The 20,395-nt window shown below is 70.2% G+C and carries 20 protein-coding genes; 6 read left to right on the plus strand and 14 right to left on the minus strand.

The genetic code is table 11. The features are described 5' to 3' along the window. Window positions 1–152: 152 nt before the first annotated feature. On the minus strand, window positions 153–614 hold the full coding sequence (locus ACIBQ1_RS57530; protein ID WP_397291722.1) for an RDD family protein: 462 nt from the start codon (window positions 612–614) through the stop codon (window positions 153–155). A gap of 77 nt (window positions 615–691) precedes the next feature. On the opposite strand from ACIBQ1_RS57530, the gene ACIBQ1_RS57535 reads away from it, so the two are divergent. The 3 genes from ACIBQ1_RS57535 (at window position 692) to ACIBQ1_RS57545 (ending at window position 4,320) form a co-directional block, all read left to right on the plus strand. Beyond that, window positions 692–1,789, plus strand: coding sequence for a hypothetical protein (locus ACIBQ1_RS57535; protein WP_397291724.1), 1,098 nt, complete (start codon window positions 692–694; stop codon window positions 1,787–1,789). Window positions 1,790–1,882: 93 nt separating this feature from the next. Continuing rightward, window positions 1,883–3,307 (plus strand): type I glutamate--ammonia ligase, encoded by a 1,425-nt coding sequence (glnA, locus tag ACIBQ1_RS57540; protein ID WP_397291725.1) that lies wholly within the window; start codon window positions 1,883–1,885, stop codon window positions 3,305–3,307. A gap of 596 nt (window positions 3,308–3,903) precedes the next feature. Continuing rightward, window positions 3,904–4,320: a hypothetical protein gene (locus ACIBQ1_RS57545; protein ID WP_397291726.1), complete on the plus strand. Its 417-nt coding sequence runs from the start codon at window positions 3,904–3,906 to the stop codon at window positions 4,318–4,320. Between the two features lie 495 nt (window positions 4,321–4,815). Here the strand turns inward: ACIBQ1_RS57545 and ACIBQ1_RS57550 are convergent, their stop codons facing one another. The 8 genes from ACIBQ1_RS57550 to ACIBQ1_RS57585 form a co-directional block, all read right to left on the minus strand. Then, window positions 4,816–5,358, minus strand: a complete 543-nt coding sequence (locus ACIBQ1_RS57550; RefSeq protein ID WP_397291728.1) for a GNAT family N-acetyltransferase — start codon at window positions 5,356–5,358, stop codon at window positions 4,816–4,818. Window positions 5,359–5,556: 198 nt separating this feature from the next. Next, a complete protein-coding gene (locus ACIBQ1_RS57555) occupies window positions 5,557–6,255 on the minus strand; it encodes a B3/4 domain-containing protein (protein ID WP_397291729.1) in 699 nt (232 codons plus the stop codon). A gap of 3 nt (window positions 6,256–6,258) precedes the next feature. After that, window positions 6,259–6,813 carry a GNAT family N-acetyltransferase gene (locus ACIBQ1_RS57560; protein WP_397291730.1) on the minus strand — a complete coding sequence of 185 codons (555 nt, stop codon included), beginning with the start codon at window positions 6,811–6,813 and terminating at the stop codon, window positions 6,259–6,261. A gap of 75 nt (window positions 6,814–6,888) precedes the next feature. After that, window positions 6,889–7,653, minus strand: a complete 765-nt coding sequence (locus ACIBQ1_RS57565; RefSeq protein WP_397291733.1) for an amino acid ABC transporter ATP-binding protein — start codon at window positions 7,651–7,653, stop codon at window positions 6,889–6,891. Then, entirely contained in the window at window positions 7,650–8,561 is a 912-nt protein-coding gene (locus ACIBQ1_RS57570) for an amino acid ABC transporter permease (RefSeq protein ID WP_397291734.1), read from the minus strand. Before ACIBQ1_RS57570 ends, ACIBQ1_RS57565 begins: the two co-directional genes overlap by 4 nt. Continuing rightward, window positions 8,558–9,484, minus strand: a complete 927-nt coding sequence (locus tag ACIBQ1_RS57575) for an ABC transporter substrate-binding protein (protein ID WP_397291735.1) — start codon at window positions 9,482–9,484, stop codon at window positions 8,558–8,560. Before ACIBQ1_RS57575 ends, ACIBQ1_RS57570 begins: the two co-directional genes overlap by 4 nt. Further along, window positions 9,477–10,277, minus strand: a complete 801-nt coding sequence (locus ACIBQ1_RS57580; RefSeq protein WP_397291737.1) for a deaminated glutathione amidase — start codon at window positions 10,275–10,277, stop codon at window positions 9,477–9,479. Before ACIBQ1_RS57580 ends, ACIBQ1_RS57575 begins: the two co-directional genes overlap by 8 nt. After that, a complete protein-coding gene (locus tag ACIBQ1_RS57585) occupies window positions 10,274–11,206 on the minus strand; it encodes a hypothetical protein (RefSeq protein ID WP_397291738.1) in 933 nt (310 codons plus the stop codon). Before ACIBQ1_RS57585 ends, ACIBQ1_RS57580 begins: the two co-directional genes overlap by 4 nt. 107 nt (window positions 11,207–11,313) lie before the next feature. On the opposite strand from ACIBQ1_RS57585, the gene ACIBQ1_RS57590 reads away from it, so the two are divergent. Next, window positions 11,314–12,663 carry a PLP-dependent aminotransferase family protein gene (locus tag ACIBQ1_RS57590; protein ID WP_397291739.1) on the plus strand — a complete coding sequence of 450 codons (1,350 nt, stop codon included), beginning with the start codon at window positions 11,314–11,316 and terminating at the stop codon, window positions 12,661–12,663. Here ACIBQ1_RS57590 and ACIBQ1_RS57595 read toward each other — a convergent pair. Both ACIBQ1_RS57595 and ACIBQ1_RS57600 read right to left on the minus strand, forming a co-directional pair. Further along, window positions 12,647–13,666 carry a hypothetical protein gene (locus ACIBQ1_RS57595; protein ID WP_397291741.1) on the minus strand — a complete coding sequence of 340 codons (1,020 nt, stop codon included), beginning with the start codon at window positions 13,664–13,666 and terminating at the stop codon, window positions 12,647–12,649. The genes ACIBQ1_RS57590 and ACIBQ1_RS57595 overlap by 17 nt on opposite strands. A gap of 48 nt (window positions 13,667–13,714) precedes the next feature. Continuing rightward, window positions 13,715–16,660, minus strand: coding sequence for a bifunctional [glutamine synthetase] adenylyltransferase/[glutamine synthetase]-adenylyl-L-tyrosine phosphorylase (locus ACIBQ1_RS57600; RefSeq protein WP_397291742.1), 2,946 nt, complete (start codon window positions 16,658–16,660; stop codon window positions 13,715–13,717). A gap of 42 nt (window positions 16,661–16,702) precedes the next feature. Between ACIBQ1_RS57600 and ACIBQ1_RS57605 the strand changes: the two genes are divergently transcribed. Beyond that, entirely contained in the window at window positions 16,703–17,320 is a 618-nt protein-coding gene (locus ACIBQ1_RS57605; RefSeq protein WP_397291744.1) for an HXXEE domain-containing protein, read from the plus strand. On the opposite strand, the gene ACIBQ1_RS57610 is transcribed toward ACIBQ1_RS57605, so the two are convergent. After that, entirely contained in the window at window positions 17,298–17,981 is a 684-nt protein-coding gene (locus ACIBQ1_RS57610) for a type 1 glutamine amidotransferase (protein ID WP_397291745.1), read from the minus strand. The genes ACIBQ1_RS57605 and ACIBQ1_RS57610 overlap by 23 nt on opposite strands. Window positions 17,982–18,076: 95 nt before the next feature. Between ACIBQ1_RS57610 and ACIBQ1_RS57615 the strand changes: the two genes are divergently transcribed. After that, window positions 18,077–18,937 carry an alpha/beta hydrolase gene (locus ACIBQ1_RS57615; RefSeq protein ID WP_397291746.1) on the plus strand — a complete coding sequence of 287 codons (861 nt, stop codon included), beginning with the start codon at window positions 18,077–18,079 and terminating at the stop codon, window positions 18,935–18,937. A 259-nt stretch (window positions 18,938–19,196) separates the two neighbouring features. Here the strand turns inward: ACIBQ1_RS57615 and ACIBQ1_RS57620 are convergent, their stop codons facing one another. Continuing rightward, on the minus strand, window positions 19,197–19,661 hold the full coding sequence (locus tag ACIBQ1_RS57620; protein WP_397291748.1) for a hypothetical protein: 465 nt from the start codon (window positions 19,659–19,661) through the stop codon (window positions 19,197–19,199). Then, entirely contained in the window at window positions 19,643–20,356 is a 714-nt protein-coding gene (locus ACIBQ1_RS57625) for an SDR family oxidoreductase (protein ID WP_397291749.1), read from the minus strand. The genes ACIBQ1_RS57620 and ACIBQ1_RS57625 overlap by 19 nt, the downstream gene beginning before the upstream one ends. Window positions 20,357–20,395: the final 39 nt, after the last annotated feature.

The raw sequence follows: 20,395 nt of genomic DNA on the forward strand, positions 1-20,395 counted from the left end.
CCATGACGGGCCGGGGCCTGCTACCGGGCGCTCCGATGCTTACCCGGACGGGACTTTCACCCGCAGGCCTGGACCAGCTTCCAGGACGCAACATGAGGGCAGCATAAACCGTACCAGGTACATTTTTGAACCCGGTACGGCTTTTTGTCCGGTTACATGCGGACGACCATCGTGTTGGACACGCGGTCGTGCAGCCCGCGGTGGTCGCGGTCCCAGATCAGGGCGGGCACGGCCAGGCACAGCAGCACCGAGCGCACCAGCACGGGCAGCCAGCGCGGGTCGCCGCCGTCCATCGCGGCCACCCTGATGCCCGCCAGCCGGTGGCCGAACGTCTGCCCCATGAACCCGACGAGGATCAGGTACTGCAGAGCGAAGACGACCGCGGGCGCCCACGGCTGCTCGGCCGGGTTCATCCTGAGCAGCAGCTGCACGACGACCCACGTGCAGATCATCCAGTCGATGACCAGCGCGGCGATCCTGCGCCCCCAGCCGGCGATCGATCCGCTGCCCTCCTCGGGCAGCCCCAGGCGCTCACCCGGGTATCCGAGATCGACCCCGGCGGCCCTGACGCCGCCCAGCCAGGTCTGCGTCCACCGAGGCTCCTTGCTGCTCATGCCTTCAACGGTATCCGCCCGGCAGGCCGGTCGGCATTGTGACCCAACCGCGTCGCAAAGCGGCCATCATGTACGCCATGCCACACGGGGATGACCTTGACGCGCGCTTCAACGAGCTGGTCGCGCAGATCGACGAGGAGCAACAGCGCAGGATGCGGGCCGCGGCCGTCAAAGGCGCGAAAGAACAGCGGCGTACCGACCGCTTAGAGAGGCACGCGGGCAGGACGGCGCGCTTATCCGGGGGACACGAGTCCGAGCCGCCGCGGCGGGTCGGGCGGGCCTGGATCGCGATGGCCGTGATCACGGCGCTGATCGCGGCCGCGGGCGTGATCGTGACCTTCCGCCCCGACCTGCTCGCCCCCGACGCCGTCGTGGACGATGCGCCGCTGTCGATCGCGGCACCGGCCGTCGAACCGGCCGTCGAACCCGCCGAGGACCCGGCGGACGAAGCCGCCGGGGAGCCGACGGAGGGCGCCGGTGAGGAGCCAACGAGCCCGTTCGCCGGATCCCCCGCCGAGAAGTACGCCGAGGGGGCCGCCGGATTCGTGATGCCGGAGGCGAAGGCGCTGGGCGGGCTGTCGAAGAAGGACGTCGCCAAGGGCCTGAAGCTGACTCGCGAGCTGATGTCGGCGGCCTTCCTCGACAAGAAGACGCTCCTGGGCGGCAAGCCTGCGGCGTTCATCAAGCTGCTCGACCCCGAGTTCCGCGAGTGGTACCTCGACGAGCTGAAGAAGCGCAAGAAGAAGGCCGCGTACTACGTCCTCCAGTTCGCGCGGGGCACGGCCGAGTTCTCCACCGATGTGATCAAGGTCTACGGCCGGGTCAAGCTGGGCACGTTCAAGGACCACGGCCGTCGCGGCGTCGAGCTCAAGCTGAACCACATCGTCGTCTACGCCGTGCACCGACCGGGCCGGCCGGACACCACCATTCGGCTCGTCACCCATCCGACCGGCACCGTGATGCTGTTCCGCGAATCCGGACGGCTCGTCGTCTGGCCGGACGGCTGGACGGCGAGCCGCACCCCCGCGAGCTGCGACACGCGCGACGGCTTCATTCATCCCGAATATGAGGACTCACCTCAGGGTACGGTGGCGCCCACAGGCGCGCCCATCGATCCGTATGAGCTGGAGGAAGAGGACGAGCGGACGGGGTGTGCGGCTTCGAAGGGCACCTGACCTGCGTAACATGTGCGAAACAATCGAGACACCACACGGAAACGGCCACGCCCTAGCGTCGGCATGATGGCCAGTCCCCAGGGAGGTTCGAGAGTGTTCAACTCCGCCGACGACGTCCTGAAGTTCATCAGTGACGAAGGGGTGCAGTTCGTCGATGTCAGGTTCACCGACCTGCCGGGGACGACTCACCACTTCACCTTCCCGGTAGAAAACTTCAGCGCGAGCGTCTTCACCGACGGACTCATGTTCGACGGCTCGTCGATCCGCGGTTTCCAGGCGATCCACGAGTCCGACATGCTTCTGCTGCCCGACCCGACCAGCGCCGTGTTGGACCCGTTCCGCCAGCACAAGACGCTCAACCTGAACTTCTTCGTGCACGACCCGCTCACCGGCGAGGCCTACAGCCGCGACCCGCGTAACGTCGCGCGCAAGGCAGAGGAGTTCCTCCGGGGCACGGGCATCGCCGACACGGTCTACTTCGGCCCCGAGGCCGAGTTCTACATCTTCGACGACGTGCGCTTCGAGACGAAGCAGAACGCCGGCTACTACTACATCGACTCCATCGAGGGCGCCTGGAACACCGGCAAGGCCACCGAGGGCGGCAACCTCGGTTACAAGCCGCGTTACAAGGGCGGCTACTTCCCGGTCCCGCCGATGGACCACTTCACCGACCTGCGCTCCGAAATGGTGCGCAACCTCATCGAGTGCGGCATCGACGTCGAGATGCAGCACCACGAGGTCGGCACGGCGGGTCAGGCGGAGATCGACTTCAAGTTCGGCACGCTGCTCAAGACCGCCGACAACCTGATGCTCTACAAGTACATCATCAAGAGCACGGCCCTCGAGTACGGCCACACGGTCACCTTCATGCCCAAGCCCATCTTCGGTGACAACGGCTCCGGCATGCACTGCCACCAGTCGCTGTGGAAGGACGGCTCGCCGCTCTTCTACGACGAGGTCGGCTACGCGGGCCTGTCCGACACGGCCCGCTACTACATCGGCGGCCTGCTCAAGCACGCGCCGTCGCTGCTGGCCTTCACCAACCCGACGGTCAACTCCTACCACCGCCTGGTCCCGGGCTACGAGGCCCCGGTCAACCTGGTCTACTCCCAGCGCAACCGTTCGGCCTGCGTCCGGATCCCGATCACGGGCTCCAACCCGAAGGCCAAGCGCATCGAGTTCCGCGTGCCCGACCCGTCCTGCAACCCGTACTTCGCCTTCGCGGCGATGCTGATGGCGGGCATCGACGGCATCCGCAACAAGATCGAGCCGCCGGAGCCGGTCGACAAGGACCTCTACGAGCTGCCGCCGGAGGAGGCCCGCAACATCCCGCAGGTGCCCGGCTCACTCACCGACGTGCTCAACGCGCTGGAGGAGGACCACGACTACCTGCTCGAAGGCGGCGTCTTCACGCCTGACCTGATCGAGACGTGGATCTCCTACAAGCGGGAGAACGAGGTCGACCCGATCCGCCTGCGCCCGCACCCGCACGAGTTCGAGCTGTACTACGACGTCTGAGCCGCTGAGCTTCTGACCTGGAGAAACGCTGACGGTTGACCCGTCAAGGGCACACCCAGGGCACTCAGGCATCCCACGAAAGGCCGTTGACCGCCCCTCCGTTGAGGGCACGCTCGACGGCCTTTCGCATGCGCTCCTCCCCCGACGGCATGAGTGCTCTGGACGCTCCCAGACGTGAAATCGACGTCGTCCACCGCCAGGCCGAAGACCTCCCCCTGGCGCATGCCGAGACCGGCGCCGAGGTCGACGCTGGCGCGGTAGCGGGAGGGAAGGAGCGGCTGTGAGCACGGCGGAGAGGTTGGCGAAGATGGTCCGCACGCAGTTGGGCACGAGGGCCTTCTGAAGGGTGCGCGTCCAGCCCTGTACGGCCGAGGGACGGAGCGACCGCAGTTCGATCCCGAACGATGATCGGATTTGTCGGGCGTTCGCCCGGCACCGGCGGGGATTGATGTTCCGTAGGTTGAGCGAGGCAGTAGAACCGCCGCTATCGGCTGGGCCCGCGCGGTTACCGCGCGGGCCTCTCTATCGCCGTCAGAGAGAGTTTTCGAAACCAGGGAAGGGCCATATTCGTGGTCAAGGTTAGAGGCGGAACGTCATTGGCCAAGTTCTGCATCGCGGCCGGGATAGTGCTGGCGGCGAGCGTGGCGATGCCGGCAGCACAGGCTGCATCCAAACCGGCGAGATCCACCGGTGCCCCTACTAACGCCACCGGCGTCTCCAGTTACAAGCAGTACACCAGCTCGCTGGGAACCCTGCACTTGCGCGTCGGCACCTACGTGAGTCATAAGTACTACTGGGCCCGGGTCAGCAGCCCGGGGAGCACCCTGAACTCTGACTACAACCTCCACCTCATCGTCAGTGGTCCCAACGGCTACAAAGTGATCGAAACCGTGGACATCAACCGCACCACCTACACCGCCGCCTATAGCATCAAGAGCGGCTACACCTACAAGGCCTGCTGGAGCAAGAAGTCCTCCGAGCTCACGGAGAAGTGCTTGTCGACGACTGCTTGATCAGCGGGCCGGGCGCAATGCCCGGCAAGCGAACGCTGAAAGCCCAGCTCAGCGCACGAGCCGGGCGAGCAGCACAGGTCAGCCACCATGACGGGTCAGATCTACGACATCTATGGTGCATGAGTAGGCAGTCTCTCGGATTCGAGCAATGCTTGAGATCTGTGGATCACCGGGAAGGGGTGTACCTTCCCGGTGATCATGATCGATGCCGGGCCGTATCCGTACTGGTGGAGCCTGGCGGCGCGCCTGTCGCGGTGGACGTCGGCACGGTGGCGCCGGGGTCTTCGGCGTGCGCCGGCGATGTCGCCGCTCCCGTCACGAGCGCCGTAATGAGCAGGGCGCCGTCCGTAGCCGCCCCTCATGAGGAAACCAGTCGCCGCGGCAGGTCTCCACGCTCTCCCTGTGGCGACACCCGGGCACGTACGGCGGGCGTTCTGCGAGCGTCTCCGGTCGTGGCAGCGGGCGATCGGCAACTGCCGCAAAGCGTTCCGAGCGTCAGTAACGCTCCCTTATCGCGGAGTACAGGATCTGGTCGTGCCATCGCCCCATCCGCCACTGAGCCCGCCGGAGCACCCCTTCTTTCTGGAAGCCGGCCTTCTCCAGGGCACGCTGCTCCGCGATGTTGTTGATGTCAGTGGATGCCTGGATTCGCTCTGCCAGGGTGTGCGAGAAAAGGTAGTCGCTCAGCTCCTTCTGGGCCGCCGTCCCGATGCCCTTGCCCCGGAAGCCGGGAAACAAGATTATCCCGATCGTCCAGCTCCAGGACGTGTCCTCCGGACCCCAGCAGTGTTTGACCCAGGAGACCCATCCCGCGATGGCCCCTTCGACGTCGACAACGAACGCCCCGGAATCCGGACCGAGGTATCCGTCCTCGGCCACCCTTTTTCTCATCTTATGAAAAGAGCGAAATCCGAACCACTGGAAATCACCCACGCCCTCAGGAGTAGCGGCGGCCTCCAGGACGTCTATGTCCGGCTCGCGGATCGGCCGCAGCATGACTCCCACAGGCACCCTCCCGCCGCAGACCTTAAGTCTCATCGGCTGCGGCGATCCTGTCAACGGGGCGAGCTTTCAATGAGGCATTAAGAAAGCGCCCGAATGAAATAAGGCAAATTCCGATAAATAGCGGCGGCGTCGACATCCTGCCCGTCTTTATCAAAACCCGTTTGCCCTCGGCGGCCCGCTCGCGCTACGGGAAGATCGGCGACCGGCTCGCCATTCCCCCGGCGCTCGACCTCACGTCGTGAACTCGAACCGGGGCGCGGACGGGCCGAGAACCGTGGATTCCGGGGTCACGGACCAGACGGCGGTCAGCTCGCCTGAGAGCGTGGCCATGAGGGAGGCGATGTCCTTCCCGGCCGTGTCGTGCAGCGCCTCGACGACGATCAGGACGTCTGCGGTCGTGTCGCGGACGGCCGAGTGGCCGCTCTGGCGGTTGGTCCAGCGGCGGGCGTGCGCCCTGCCCTCCGCGTCGGCGAAGATCACCTCACCGGGCGGCGGGTGCTCCGTCTCGCCGGAGAAGGTCAGGTACGTCTCGTCGCCCGCCGCGTACCTGACCTCCACGCACTGCGAGATCTTGGAGACGTCGAACACCGCCACCGGGATCGCGTACGCGATGGACACCGCGTTGCAGAGGTCGATCAGCGGGTGCAGGCGCGGCAGCGCGCCTTCCTTCCGGAAGCGGCGCAGCAGGGACTCCGAGGCGCAGCGGTACTGCGTCGGCTTCAGGCCCATCTTCGAGAACGCCCGCCGCCACGCCTGGATCTCCGGCAGCTCGCCCTCCGAGCCGGTCGCGAGCCGCTTCGCGGCGAGCTCGCCGAACCGGGCCACCTGGTCGTCGACGGAGACGCCCGCCGTGACGCCCTTCGCGACGAGCACTCCGGGGACGAGCTCCGGGAAGTCCCGCCAGATGTCGCTCGAATGCTGAAAACGCACGGTCTACCTCGCCATCCCCGTTGTGAAGCCCCGATCCTGCGGGCGCCTGAGGTGATAGGCCACGTGGGGGAACAGCGGGTGGTCCGGCGCGAGCCGCGGGTGGCCGAAGTCGGTCATGTGGGTCATCCCCAGGCGCTTCATCACGGCCTGGGAGCGGGTGTTGCGCTTGGCCGTCATGGAGATGATCTCGTCGAGTCCGGCCTCCTCGAACGCGTGTCCGATGGCCTCCTCGGCCGCCTCCGTGGCGTACCCGCGGCCCCAGGCGGGGCGTGCCAGCCGCCAGCCGATCTCCCACGCGGGCAGGAACGGCGCGTCGAACGTCTGCCAGATCAGGCCGGTGAAGCCGATGAACTCCCCGCTCTCGCGCACCTCCAGCGCCCACAGCCCGTGGCCGTGCTTGTCGAACTCCTCCTCGATCCTGTCGACGAAGTGGTCGCTCTCCGCGCGGGTGAGCGGGGCCGGGAAGTGCTCCATCACCACGGGGTCGGCGTTCATCGCGGCGAACGGGTCCCGGTCTTCGTCGCGCCATCTGCGCATGATCAAACGCTGGGTCTCCATCCCACCCACGATAGGACCGTCCGCGCCTCTCCCGCCGCCGTCCGTACGTGGGGACGGGCGCGGGCCGGAGGGCGGTTACAGGACGCGGCTGAGGAAGGCCTTGGTGCGTGGGCTGGTGGGATTGTCCAGGACCTCCTTGGGTGTGCCGGACTCGACCACGACGCCGCCGTCCATGAACACCACCCGATCCGCCACTTCCCGCGCGAACCCGATCTCATGCGTCACCACGATCATGGTCAGCCCGTCCTCGGCGAGGCCCTTCATGGTGGCCAGCACCTCGCCCACCAGCTCCGGATCGAGCGCGCTCGTCGGCTCGTCGAAGAGCATCAGCTTGGGCCGCATCGCCAGCGCCCTGGCTATCGCGACCCGCTGCTGCTGCCCGCCGGAGAGCTGCCTGGGGTAGCTGCCCGCCTTGTCCTCCAGGCCCACGCGGCGCAGCAGGCCGAGCGCCCGTTCCCTGGCCTGCTCGCGGGACTCGCGGCGGACGCCGACCGGCGCCTCCATGACGTTCTGCAACACCGTGAAGTGCGGGAACAGGTTGAACTGCTGGAAGACCATGCCGATCTCCCTGCGCTGGCGGGTGATGTCGCGCTTGCGCAGGTGCCGCACCCTGCCGCCGGACGCCTGGAACCCGATCAGCTCCCCGTCCACGAAGATGGAGCCGCCGTCGATGGTCTCCAGGTGGTTCACGCAGCGCAGGAACGTCGACTTGCCCGACCCGGAGGGGCCGAGGATCACCACGACCTCCCCCGGGTGGACGTCCAGGTCGATGCCCTTGAGGACTTCGAGGTGGCCGAAGTGCTTGCGTACGGCGTGGGCGTGGACCATGGGGACGGTCATGACGTCACCTCCGTGGGACGGCGCCGGCGGAAGGTCAGGAACGCCCAGAAGCTCTGCGGCGCGTGCCTGGTGGCCCCGCGGGCGTAGTGCCGCTCGATGAACGACTGGCCGACGTACAGGATCGAGGTGATGAGCAGGTACCAGACGCAGGCGACGATCAGCAGCGGGATGGTCTGGAAGGTGCGGTTGTAGATCGACTGCACCGTGTACAGCAGGTCGGCCAGCGCGATGACGCTCACCAGCGACGTGGCCTTCAGCATGCTGATCACCTGGCTGCCGGTGGGCGGGATGATGAACCGCATGGCCTGCGGCAGCACGATCCTGCGGAAGGTGCGCGCGTTGCTCATGCCGAGCGCGGAGGCGGCCTCGGTCTGCCCGGGGTCCACCGACATGAGCCCGCCGCGGATGATCTCCGCCATGTACGCGCCCTCGTTCAGCCCGAGCCCGAGGATGGCCGCGAGCAGCGGGGTGATGACCTGGTTGGTGTCGGCGCTGATGAACTCCGGCCCGAACGGGATGCCGAGGGAGACCTTCGGCAGCAGGTACGACAGGTTGTACCAGAGCACGAGCTGCACCAGCACCGGCGTGCCGCGGAAGAACCACACGTAGAGCCCGCAGGCCGACCGCGCGACGGGGTTCTCGGAGAGCCGGCCGACGGCCAGCAGCACCCCGAGCACCACGCCCACGAACATCGCGATCACGGTGAGCAGGAGCGTGGTGAAGACGCCCTGGCCGATGACCTGCGCGTTGACGTACCTGAAGACCACGTCCCACTGGAAGTTGGGGTTCGTGACCAGCAGGCTGACGAGCTGGGCGGCCAGCACCAGCAGGACGACCGAGGCCACCCAGCGCAGCGGATGGCGCGTGCGGGACGCGCCCGCGACGTCGACGTCCGGCGGGGCGCTCATGATCCCGCCAGGTTGACGCCGGCCTTGTCCAGCTTGTTGTCGGACGTGCCCCACTTGTCCATGATCTTGGCGTAGGTGCCGTTGTCGATCAGCTTCTGGATGCCGTCCCTGACCACGTCACGCAGCGGCGAGTCCTTGCCGACGACGGCCCCCTGGAAGAGGTCGTCGAACCCGTTGGCCTGCCCCTTGCCCGCCAGCTCCAGCTTGCCGCCCGCCTGCGACACGAAGTACGTGAGCGGCGCCTGCGAGGAGAAGAACGCGTCGGCCCGGCCGGAGCTGACCGCCAGCACCGAGGTGGGCTGGTCCTTGTACGACTGCACGGTGATCTTCGGCTTGCCGTCCTTGACGCAGGTCTCGGACTGGTTCTTGATCACGGCCTCGGCGGAGCCGCCGGCCATGACCGAGATCTTCAGCCCGCACGTGTCGGCCACCGAGTTGATCTTGCTGGGATTGCCCTTCGGCACGGCGAAGACCACGAACTCCTTCACCCAGTCCACGAAGTCGTTGGACTTCTGCCGGTCGGGGAAGTCGCCCACCGGGCCGATGGCCAGGTCGTAGCGGCCCGACGCGATGCCGGTGAGCTGGCTGGGCAGGCCGTCCACGGTGACGTGCTCGATCTTGACGCCGAGCACCTGGCCCAGGGCCTCCGACAGGTCGGCCGCGGCGCCGGTCATGGACTTGCCGTCCGCCCCGGCGATCTCGTACGGCGGGAAGGAGCCGTTGTTCACCGAGACCAGCTTGCCGGCGGTCTTCACCTTGCCGGGCAGCCGGTCGTACAGGGCCTGGTCCTTGTCCTGGGCGGCCACGCTGCCGGAGGCGGCGGGCCGGGAGCTCAATGCGCCCTGGGCCTCCTCCGGGTTGGCGCCGCAGCCGGCCAGCAGGAGGGCGGCGCCGAGCAGGGCAGCCGTCGCGTACTTAGACATGTCGCTCCAATCGGGGGTCGACGGCGAAGCGCCGGTTCTCGAGGACGGGGAGGCTGAGGCGGGCTCGCTCGAGCTCTTCCTTGGAGGCGTCGGCCCACAGCAGGCCCGGCGCGTCGCCGAGGCGGGCCCGGGTGATGCCGAGCGGGTCGACGAGCATGCTGGCGCCGATGTTGCGGCGGCCGCACTCGCCGGAGGCGGCCAGGTACACGGTGTTCTCCAGGGCGCGGGCGGTCACCATGACCTCCCAGTGCCATTCCTTGGCCGGGCCGCGCACCCACGCCGTGGGCAGCGCGATCACCTGCGCGCCCTGGTCGGCCAGGAGCCTGGCCAGTTCGGGGAAGCGCACGTCGTAGCAGGTCATCATGCCGACCTTCCAGCCGGCGACGTCGATCACCACGGGCGCGTTCGTGCCGGGCACGACGTTGTCGGACTCGCGGCGGCCGAAGGCGTCGTACAGGTGCAGCTTGGTGTACGTCCCGACGATCTCGCCGTCCCTGGCGGCCACCAGGACGTTGAACACGCGCCCGTCACCCGACGGGGTGTGCACGCCGACGATCACGGTGGTGGACGAACCGCGCGTGCGCTCGACCAGCCCGCTGACGAACGGCCCGTCCAGCGGCTGGGCGGCCTCGCGGATGCGCGTGGGCTCGTCGATGAACAGGGCCATCGCGCCCTCGGGCAGGACCAGCAGGTCGGCGCCGCCCTCGGCGGCCCGGTCGACCAGGTCCTGACAGGTCTTGAGGTTGGCCGTCCAGTCCTCCGAGGACGCGAACTGTCCAACGGCGATTCTCATAGGTCGAAGACCTCCTCAGGTCCGATGCGTCGGTTCGAGATGCCCTGGGCGTGCAGTTCCGCGCAGAAGGCGGCGACCATGGCGGCGTTGGCCTCGACGCCGTACGGCATCCAGTCGGGGCCGAAGGTCCGCGCCGTCTCCGTCAGGTCGGCGAGCAGCCAGGGCGTGGTGTCGGTGAGCAGCCGCCGCCGGGCCAGCCAGTGCCTCTTGGAGCGTTCGAACAGGTCCTGCACGGCCCGCGGCAGCCCCGGGTCGCGCTCGACGGCCTCGCGCTTCAGCGTCACGAGGTGGATGCCGGGCACGAACCCGGTCTCCCGGTAATAGGCCAGCTCGGCGGCCCGGTGGTCGGGGAGCAGGTGGCGGAAGCGGCTGCCCGGGGTGAAGAACTCGCCGGGCATGAACGGGGTCATGATCGCGTCGTAGCGGCCCTCGGCGAGCCCTTCGGCGAGGCCGTCGTCGGTCAGCGAGACGTTGTCCGGGAACGGGACGGGGCCGACGCGGTCCTTGCCGGTCTCCCCGGCGACCAGCGGGCCGACCGTCCACTCGATGCCCCCGATGTCCACACCGGCGGCCCTGAGCAGGGCGCGCGTCCAGGTGTTGCCGGAGTCCGGCCAGCCGGTCAGGCCGATACGGGCTCCCTTCAGCTCCTCCAGCGCGGTCAGCTCGCTGTCGCGGCGGACCAGGACGCACCTGTGCCGGAAGCCGCGCATCACGAAGACCGGCAGTCCGACCAGGCGGTCGTCGCCCGCGGCGCGGCCGAGCACGTACCTGCTGAAGGACGTCTCGCCGCCGTCCAGGTCCGGCTCGCTCAGGACGTCCGGGGTGACGGCCCGGGACTCCAGGTCCAGCTCGAACCCCTCGGGCCGCACCTCCCCCGTCGCCACCGGCACGAGATGGTCCCAATCCCGCAGACCCAACCGAATACGCACAAATACCCCAAAGTTCCCTTGCTTTGAATTGCTGGAAACCATATGTTCAGCCGAACATCCCACACAAGACGATCTTTGTTGCTGAACAAAGATTTACAGGAGGTCACGTGGAAGCCGCCTGGCTGGCGCAGCAGATCGGCGAGCCGACCGCACGCGGGATCGCCGCCGCCCTGACCGATCTGATCAGGCAGGGCACGGTCACCGCGCAGACGCGCCTGCCGACGGTGCGCGGCCTGGCCAGGGAGCTGGGCGTGAGCTCCGGGACCGTCGCGGAGGCCTGGTCGGAGCTGCGGCGGCACGGGATGATCCACACCGATCGCCGCCGCGGCACGGTGGTGCTCGGGCCGCCCGACGTGCCCCGTCCCATCCGTTACGAGCGCATCGGCCACTGGGGCGACCGGCTGGCGATCGACCTGGCCATCGCCTCGCCGGACCCGGCGCTGCTGCCGCCGCTGGAGGCCGCCCTGGTAGCGGCGGCGGGCGCGGACGGGCTCAACGACTACGCCCGCGAGACGATCACGCCGCGGCTGCGTGCCGCCGTGGAACCGGACTGGCCGTTCCCCGCGCAGGGCTGGCTCGCCGTCGGCGGCGGGTACGAGGGGGTGCAGCTGCTCTGTCAGACGACCGCGCTGCCCGGCGACCGGATCGCGATCGAGGAGCCGACCGCCGCCCGGCTCCTGGACATCCTGGAGACGATGGGCGTCCAGATCGTGCCCGTGGCCTGCGACGAGCAGGGGCCCGTCCCCGAGTCGCTGGCCAAGGCGCTGCGGGCCAGGCCGGTGGCGTTCGTCTACCAGCCGCGCGGCCAGTCGCCCTGCGGCCACGCCGTGACCGCCGAGCGCTCGGCCGAGCTGGCCGGCCTGCTGGAGCCGTCCTCCACGCTCATCGTGGAGGACGACGGGATCGGCGAGCTGTCGGTCTCGCCGATGGTGAGCATGGGGACGCGCTTTCCCGACCGTACGGTGCTGGTGCGGTCGTACTCCAAGTCGCACGGCCCCGACCTGCGCATCGCGGTCATCGGCGGGGCGGCGGACGCGGTCGAGCGGGTGCGCGTGCTACGGAGCTTCGGCACCGGCTGGACCAGCAGGATCCTGCAGGACACGCTGGCCCACCTGCTCGGGGACGCCGGCGTGCGGGAGCGCGTGACGCACGCCCGCGCGGTCTACGCCGGGCGGCGGGCGCGGCTGGCCGCCGAACTGGCGGCCCGCGGCGTGCGCACAAGCGGCGGGGACGGGCTGGTCCTGTGGGTGCCGGTGCGCGAGGAGTCGGCGGCGCTGGTCACGCTGGCCGCGCACGGCATCTCCGTGGCGCCCGGCAGCCGGTACGTGATCCGCCCCGCGACCACGGACCACCTGCGGCTCGCCACGGCCCGGCTCACCGACAACCCCGGCGAGCTGGCGGACCTGGCCGACGTGATCGCCCTGGCGGCCGGGGACGGGCTCAGCGCCGGCTCTTGATCCCGGTGAGGCGGCGCAGCACGTCCCACCAGAACGACGCCCCGAACAGCAGCGCCACATACGTCAGCAGGAAGCCCGGCCAGTGGCTGGGCGTGGTGATCCGCTGCCACCACAGCCCGCCGTTCCAGTGCACGGACGGGTCGCCCTCCGCCGGGATCGACACGCTGACCAGCGCGTGGTCGAGCATCTTGACCAGCGCGGGCTGGCTGAGCGTCTCGGTGACGCACGGCACCGGGTCGCCGCCCGTGCAGCGCGCCTTGAGCTCGCTGTACGCGTCCGGCCCCGCCCCCGCCACGGCCGTCACCGAGGCGCGGAAGGCGTTGTCGCGCAGCAGCGTCTTGGCGTACTCCAGCCCGTCCATCGTGAACACCAGCGTCACGACCACGCCGAGCACCGCCACGACCCACTTGACGTAGCGCTTGTAGAGCATGGACAGCCGCTGCATCTCCCCGTCGAACCAGCTCTCCACCCCCTGCCTGAACCGGTCGAGGTCCCGCTGCGCGGTCTCCCACACGCCCTTGAGGTGGCCGTAGAGCGGGCTGCGCATGGCCTTGAGCTTCTCCAGGAAGCCCTCGACGCCGTCCGGCTCCCCCGCGGCCAGCTCCATCAGGGCCACCGCGAAGCGCGCGGGAGGGATGTTCGAGATGCTGGTACGGCCCCTCTTCGGGTGGTCGATCTCCTGGACCCGCTGGTAGAGCAGGTTGACCATGGCGTCCTCGGCCTTGTTCTCCTGCGCGGGCAGCGTCCCCGGCTCGGGCGGCGAGGGCTGGTCGCTGTGCTTGGGCCGGGGGTCGCGGACGAAGGGCAGCGCCGCGAAGACGTCGCGCACCTTGGCCGGCAACCACGACCTGCCGTGCGCGTCGGACCCGTCCATCGTGTCCCTGAGGTAGGCCCACAGGAACTTGCTGCGGATGGCCAGCATCCGCACGAACGCCTCATTGAGCCCGCTCACCAGCAGCGACAGCAGCAGGAACGACACCACCAGGCCCAGGGCCAAATCCACATAAACGGATAACACGCGGGCTTTGATACACCCGATCGCGGTCCGTGATCAAGCCCCGTAGAAAACTCGGTCCACCACTTGCCGTGCGCGGCGGGTCACGCGGCGGTAGTCGTCGAGGAAGTCCTCCGAGCCGTCCGGTGGGTAGCCGAGCGTCTGGGCGATCAGCTTCCGCTCGCCCGAGTCGCGCGGGACGCTGTCGCCGGGGCGGCCCTTGACCAGCATGATCGCGTCGCGGATGCGGGAGGCGAAGCGCCACGCCTCGGCCAGCACGGCCTCGTCGGCGGGGGCGAGCAGGCCCTCGGCCACGGCCGCGCGCAGGGCTACGAGCGTGCGGGGGGTGCGCAGGGAGCGCAGCGTGCCCGCGCACCGCAGTTGCAGGAGCTGGGCCACCCACTCCACATCGGACAGCCCGCCGGGGCCCAGCTTGGTGTGCAGGCCCGGGTCGGCGCCGCGTGGCAGGCGCTCGGCCTCCATGCGGGCCTTGAGCCGCCTGATCTCCCTGACCGCGTCGTCGGGCAGGCCGCCCTTCGGATAGCGCAGCTCGTCGACCATCGCGGTGAACTCCTGCCCCAGCTCCGCGTCGCCCGCCGAGAACCTGGCCCGCAGCAGCGCCTGCGACTCCCACGGCGACGACCAGCGCGCGTAGTAGGCGCGGTAGGAGGCCATCGTCCGCACCAGCGGGCCCTGCCGCCCCTCGGGTCGCAGGTCGGGGTCGATGATCAGGGGCGGGTCGGGGGCGGGCAGCGAGAGCAGCCTGCGCACCTCGTTGGCCACGGCGAAGGCGGCGTCCGTGGCCTCGCGCTCCGCCACGCCCGGCAGCGGCGAGTGGACGAACATGACGTCGGCGTCGCTGGCGTAGGAGCTCTCCATGCCGCCGAGCCGGCCCATGGCGATGACGGCGAACCTCGTGACGCGCGGGACCTTGGCCAGGGCCACGTCGAGGGTCGCCTGGAGGGTCACGTCGGTCAGGGACGACAGGGCGGTCCCGACCGCCTCGATGTCGACGAGCCCGAAGAGGTCGGCCACGGCGATCCGGAACAGCTCTTTCCTCCGCAGCGCCCGCACGGCCGCGACCGCCGGCTCGGGGTCGCCCTGGTGCCTGGAGAGAGCCGCCGTTGCCTCGTTGGCCAGCGAGTCCCGGGAGCGCAGGACGAGCTCGTCGTTCGAGCCCAGCATCGCGACCGTCTCGGGCGCGTTCATGATCAGGCCGGTCGCGTAGCGGCTGGTGCCGAGCACGCGCGACATCCTGGAGGCCACCGCGGTCTCGTCGCGCAGCAGCCGGAGGTACCAGGGCGTGCTGCCCAGTTTGTCGCTGACCTGCCGGAACCCGAGCAGCGCCGCGTCCGGGTCGGGCGTGTCGGCGAACCACCCCAGCATGACGGGCAGCAGCGTGCGCTGGATGGCCGCCCGCCTGGACACGCCCGAGGTGAGGGCGGCGATGTGGTGCAGCGCGCCGGCGGGGTCGACGTAGCCGAGCGCCTCCAGCCTGGCCTTGGCCGCCGCGGTCGACAGCCGCGCCTCCGACTCCTGCAGCCGCGACACGGCCTGGAGCAGCGGCCGGTAGAACAGCTTCTCGTGCAGCCGCCGCGCCTCCATGGCGTGCCGCCGCCACCGCGCCGTGAACTCCCCCACCGGGTCGGTCTGCATGCCGAGCGCGCGGCCCAGCCGGCGCAGGTCGGACTCGTCGGAGGGCACGATGTGGGTGCGCCGCAGCCGGTGGAGCTGCAGCAGGTGCTCGATCTGGCGCAGGAACGAGTACGCCTCCGCCAGCCCCCGCGAGTCGTCGCGGCCGACGTAGCCGCCCCGGGACAGCGCCGCCAGCGCGGGCAGCGTGGCCCTGCGGCGCAGCAGCGGATCGAGCCGGCCATGGACGAGCTGGAGCAGCTGCACCGCGAACTCGATGTCGCGCAGCCCGCCCGGCCCCAGCTTGAGCTGGCGGTCCCCCTCGGCGCGCACGTGCGCCTCGACCCGGCGGCGCATGGCCTGCACGTCCTCGACGAAGTGCTCGCGCGTGGCCGCCGCCCACACGAGGTCGTTGACCGCCTCGACGTAGGCCGAGCCGAGCTCCATGTCGCCCGCGACCGGCCGGGCCTTCAGCAGCGCCTGGAACTCCCACGTCTTGGCCCAGCGCCGGTAGTAGGCCAGGTGGCTGCCGAGCGTGCGCACCAGCGGGCCCGACCTGCCCTCCGGCCGCAGGCCCGCGTCGACCTCCCACAGCGAGCCCTCGGACGTGGTGGCGGAGCAGGCCCGCATCATGGCCTGGGCCAGGCGGGTCGCGGTGCGCAGCGCCTTGGTCTCGTCGGCGCCCTCGCGCGGCTCGGCCACGAAGATCACGTCGACGTCGCTGATGTAGTTGAGCTCCCTGGCGCCGCATTTGCCCATGCCGATGACCGCCAGGCGTACCTCGCCGTCGTCGACCTCGGCGCGGGCGATGGCCAGCCCGGCCTCCAGCGCGGCGCCCGCGAGGTCGGACAGCTCCGCCATGACCTCGGCGAGCGTGGCCTCTCCGGTGAGGTCGCGGGCGGCCAGGTGGAGCAGCCGGCCCCGGTAGGCGACGCGCAGCGCGTCCAGCGGGCGCTCGGCGGTGGCGGCCTTGCCCGGCTCGGCGCCGACCGCCTTCAGCAGCTCCGCCCGCACGTCGTCCGGTCGCGGCGCGGCCAGGAGCGCGAGCTGGCCGGGGTGGCGCACCAGATGGTCGCCGAGGGCGGCGCTGACGCCCAGGACGGCCAGCAGCCGCGTGCGCAGGCGATCGTCCTGGCGGAGGACGTCGAGCACGGCGGGCTCGCGCTCGACCAGGCGGGTGAGCGAGACCAGCGCCTGGTCGGGGTCGGCCACGTCCACCAGGAACTCCAGGAGATCGCCCACGTCGACCCCTGCCTGCCGGACGAGCTGGGCGGCCCTGGCTCCGTCGGCGAAGCCGAGCTTGGCCAGCCGCGCGGCGGTGGATTCGATCCTGGGCACCCCTCCATCTTGACAGGACTTCCGCCGCAGCATAGAAACGCAACGTTGCGTTGCATTCTTGGGAGGCGATCGGCGATGGTTCCCCCTGCCGTCACGTGGGGTCTGCTGGCCGCGTGGGCGGTGCACGACGTGGAGGAGCTGGCGACCATGGCGGGCTGGACGCGCTCGGCCCGGCCCCGGCTGGAGGAGCGGCTGCCGTGGGTGCCGTGGGAGCGGCTTGAGGTCTCGCAGCGGCACGTGAACGTGGCCATCGGGCTCATGGGCGGGGTGATGGCGGGGGCTTCGGCGCTGGGGGCGCGGACGGGCGGGCGGAGCCCGGTGTTCCAGGCGGCGCTGCTGGGGTTCGGGGCGCACGGGGTCATGCACCTGGCGCAGGCGGCGGTGACGCGGGGGTACACGCCCGGGGCGGTAACCGCGCCCGTGGTGGTCATCCCGTTCTCGGTGTGGGCCTGGCGGCGGCTCCGGGCCGAAGGGGTGCCGGTGCGTACGGGGGCGGCGGGCTGGGCGGGCCTGGCCGCGCTCCCGGTCGTGCTGGCCGGCGTCCACGCCGTGGCCCACGCCCTGACCCGGCCCGCCGGCCGCCCTGAAGCCGGCGCCCCACCCCGCACCACCGCGGAGGCACGGACGGCCGCCCGTCCGGGCACGGGCGTGGCCGGGCGGCTGCGGCGGTTCAGGCTCGGGCGCCTGCTCTGACCACCTCCGCGAACGCCTCCGCCACCGGGCGCCAGGTGGCCACGAGCGCGCTCTCGGCGGCCTTGACCCCGGCGTTGAGCTCCTCGGCCGCCTCCAGGTCCGACTCGTCGGTCCAGGCGGTGAAGATCTCCGGCGTGGCCTCGGGGTGGAACTGGACCGCCCACGCGGCCTCACCGAGGCGGTATGCCTGGTTCGGATACTGCGCCCCGGTCATCAGCGGCACGGCGCCGTCGGGCAGCCGCGTCATCGCGTCCTGGTGGTACTGGACGGCCACGGCCGTCCCGACCCCGGCCAGCAGCCGGTCATCGGCGGCCACGGGCAGCGCGACCACCTCGCGGGCGCCCACTTCGAGCCCGTTCGCCCCTCGCTCGACGGTGCCGCCGCAGGCCATGGTCAGTAACTGCGCGCCCAGGCAGATGGCCAGCGTGGGCGTTCCCTCGTCCACGGCCCGGCGCAGCAGGTCGCGGGTGGCGGGCTGCCAGGGGCTCCGCTCGTCCTCCCAGGCGGCCGCCGCACCGCCGAGCACGATCAGCCCGTCCGCCGGGCGCGCGGGGATCTCCTCGCCGAGGTACGGCCGGACGACGTCACAGGGCAGCCCCAGCCACTCGGCGAGGTATCCGAGCCCGGCCCCGTCCTCGTGCTGAACAACGGTGATACGCATATCAGGGCATTATCCGGAATATCGCCACATTTCACACATCGGGCCCCCTGCGCGCCGATCGCCAGGGTGGGGTGTCCGTCCCTAAGCTCCGAACCATGAGTTTCGAGTTCGACGATGTCGGCGGTCTGCGGATCGCCAGGTTCGGCACGGGACCGCGCACGATCATCGCGGTCCACGGGATCACGGCCTCCCTGATGGCCTGGGGCGCGGTGGCGCGGCGACTGCCCGAGGAATGGTCCATGGTCGCCATGGACCTGCGCGGTCGCGGGCACAGCGCCTCGCTGCCGGGGCCGTACGGGCTGCCGAGGCACGCCGAGGACGTGCTGCGCGTCGCCGACCACGTGGGGGCGGGCCCGGACGCGGTGCTGACGGGGCACTCGATGGGCGCGTACGTGGCCGCGCTGGCCGCCGCCGAGCGCGACTTCGCACGGGTCGTGCTGGTGGACGGCGGCCTGCCCTTCCCTCCGCTGCCCGAGGGGATGGACGCCGACGAGGCGATGGAGGCCACGCTCGGGCCGGCACTCGCCCGGCTGCGCCAGACGTTCCCCACCGCGGACGCCTACGTCGATTTCTTCAAGGCCCATCCGGCCTTCGCCGGCCACTGGAACGCCGATGTGGAGGCTTACGTCCGCTATGACCTGACAGGCCCCGAGGGGGCGCTCAGGTCGCGCGTGGCCCCGGAGGCGGTGCTGCAGGACGGACGCTGGCTGCGCCTGGAGTCGGAGGCCATCGGGGCCGCCCTGACCGCCGTCACGTCACCGCTCACCCTGCTCAGGGCGCCGCGCGGCCTGCTCAACCAGGACGTCGGCATGCTCCCCGACGACCTGGCCCTCCCCTGGACCACCCGCCTCCCGGGGCTCCGGGACGAGGTCGTCCCGGACTGCAACCACTACACGATCCTCTTCGACGCCCCCTGCGTCTCCACCATCGTCACCCACCTCACCTCCCAGCCCTGACCCGGGGACCTGCCACCCGACCATCGCCCCAGCCCGCCCCAAGGGACGGCCCCCGTCCCGCACACCACACGACGTCGAGCAGCCGCGGCACTCGTGAGCCGGGGCGGGTGGCGCGAGCTCGTCCGCCCGTGGACGCGGAACGGCCCCCGAGCCGTGGCGCATTCGAAGGGTCGCCGCAACACGGTGATCCATTGCCGGCGGCGGCCTGGTGGCCGTGCGGACGCCCTGAGCCGTGGATCGAGTTTTGAGACGGTGGAGGTCAGCCCTGCCCGGCGTCCTCACCGAGGCGTCCGGAAGGACCGGGTTCGGTCTCCTTGACGGGCAGCACCATGAGGATCGAAAGGATCAGGAGGCCACCCAATATCACCACCACACTGATCTTGTCGATGGTCGAGAAGACGTGCAGGTGCATCACGTGCCACAGGAAGTGGATCGCGTTGTAGATCAACCATGCGCCCCCGGTCACCGCCAGGGACCCCCGGGTCGGCCGGAGCAGCGCCCACACGCTCAGCACCATCAGCGACAGGTTGAGCGCCCCCGTGTCGACGGCCAGATGCTCGTTGTACGGGCCGAGCGCCGCCACCCAGTGGAGCCCCGGCGCCGGGAAGTCGTTGTAGAACGACCGCGGGAACGCCGCCGCCCACACCCCCTGGTACGCCGCCGCCACCGCCAGCACCCCGGCCATCCAGCGCTTGGCCGCCACGGTCATCGCGACGCCGCCCACTGCTCGAAGGTGATCTTCCCGCTGCGGAAGTCGCCGGCCGGCAGCACACCGCCGTTCGCCATCGCCTTGCCGACGGGCACCGTCAGCACCAGTTTGCCTTTGGCCAGGCGGCGCATCATCGATGCCATCGTCAGCACCTCGGGGCCGGCCAGCTCGGTCGCCCGGCCCTGGGCGGGGCCTTCGGCCAGGCGTACGAGCTCGGCGGCGACCTCGGAGGCGGCGACCGGCCGGCTCACCATCAACGGCGCCACCTTCACTGGGCCAGGCACCTTGTCGAGCATCTGCGCCGCGAACTCATGGAACTGCGTCACCCGCAGGAGCGTCACCGGGATCGGGCCGGCCAACGCCAGCTCCTCCTGGCGGCACTTGCCGAAGTAGTAGCCCGAGTCGACCCGGTCGACCCCGACGATCGACAGGAGCACGTGGTGGCGTACGCCCGCCCGCTCCTCCGCCGCCAGCAGGTTGCGTGTCTCGGTCTCGAAGAACGCCACCGACTTCTTGCGGCTGAGCGTCGTCACGTTCGCCACGTCGATCACGACGTCCACACCGCGCAGCGCGTCGTCGAGACCGGCTCCCGTGAGCAGGTCGACGCCGCTCGACCGGGACATCACCACGACCTCGTGGCCCCGCTCCCGTGCCCGCTCGACCACCAGCTTGCCGACCCAGCCGGTTCCCCCGGCCACCGCCATCCTCATTGCGTTCCTTCCTCTCTCGTCGAATCGATGAACAAGACA

The sequence above is a fragment of the Nonomuraea sp. NPDC050153 genome (genome assembly GCF_044460125.1).
Classification (GTDB): Bacteria; Actinomycetota; Actinomycetes; order Streptosporangiales; family Streptosporangiaceae; genus Nonomuraea.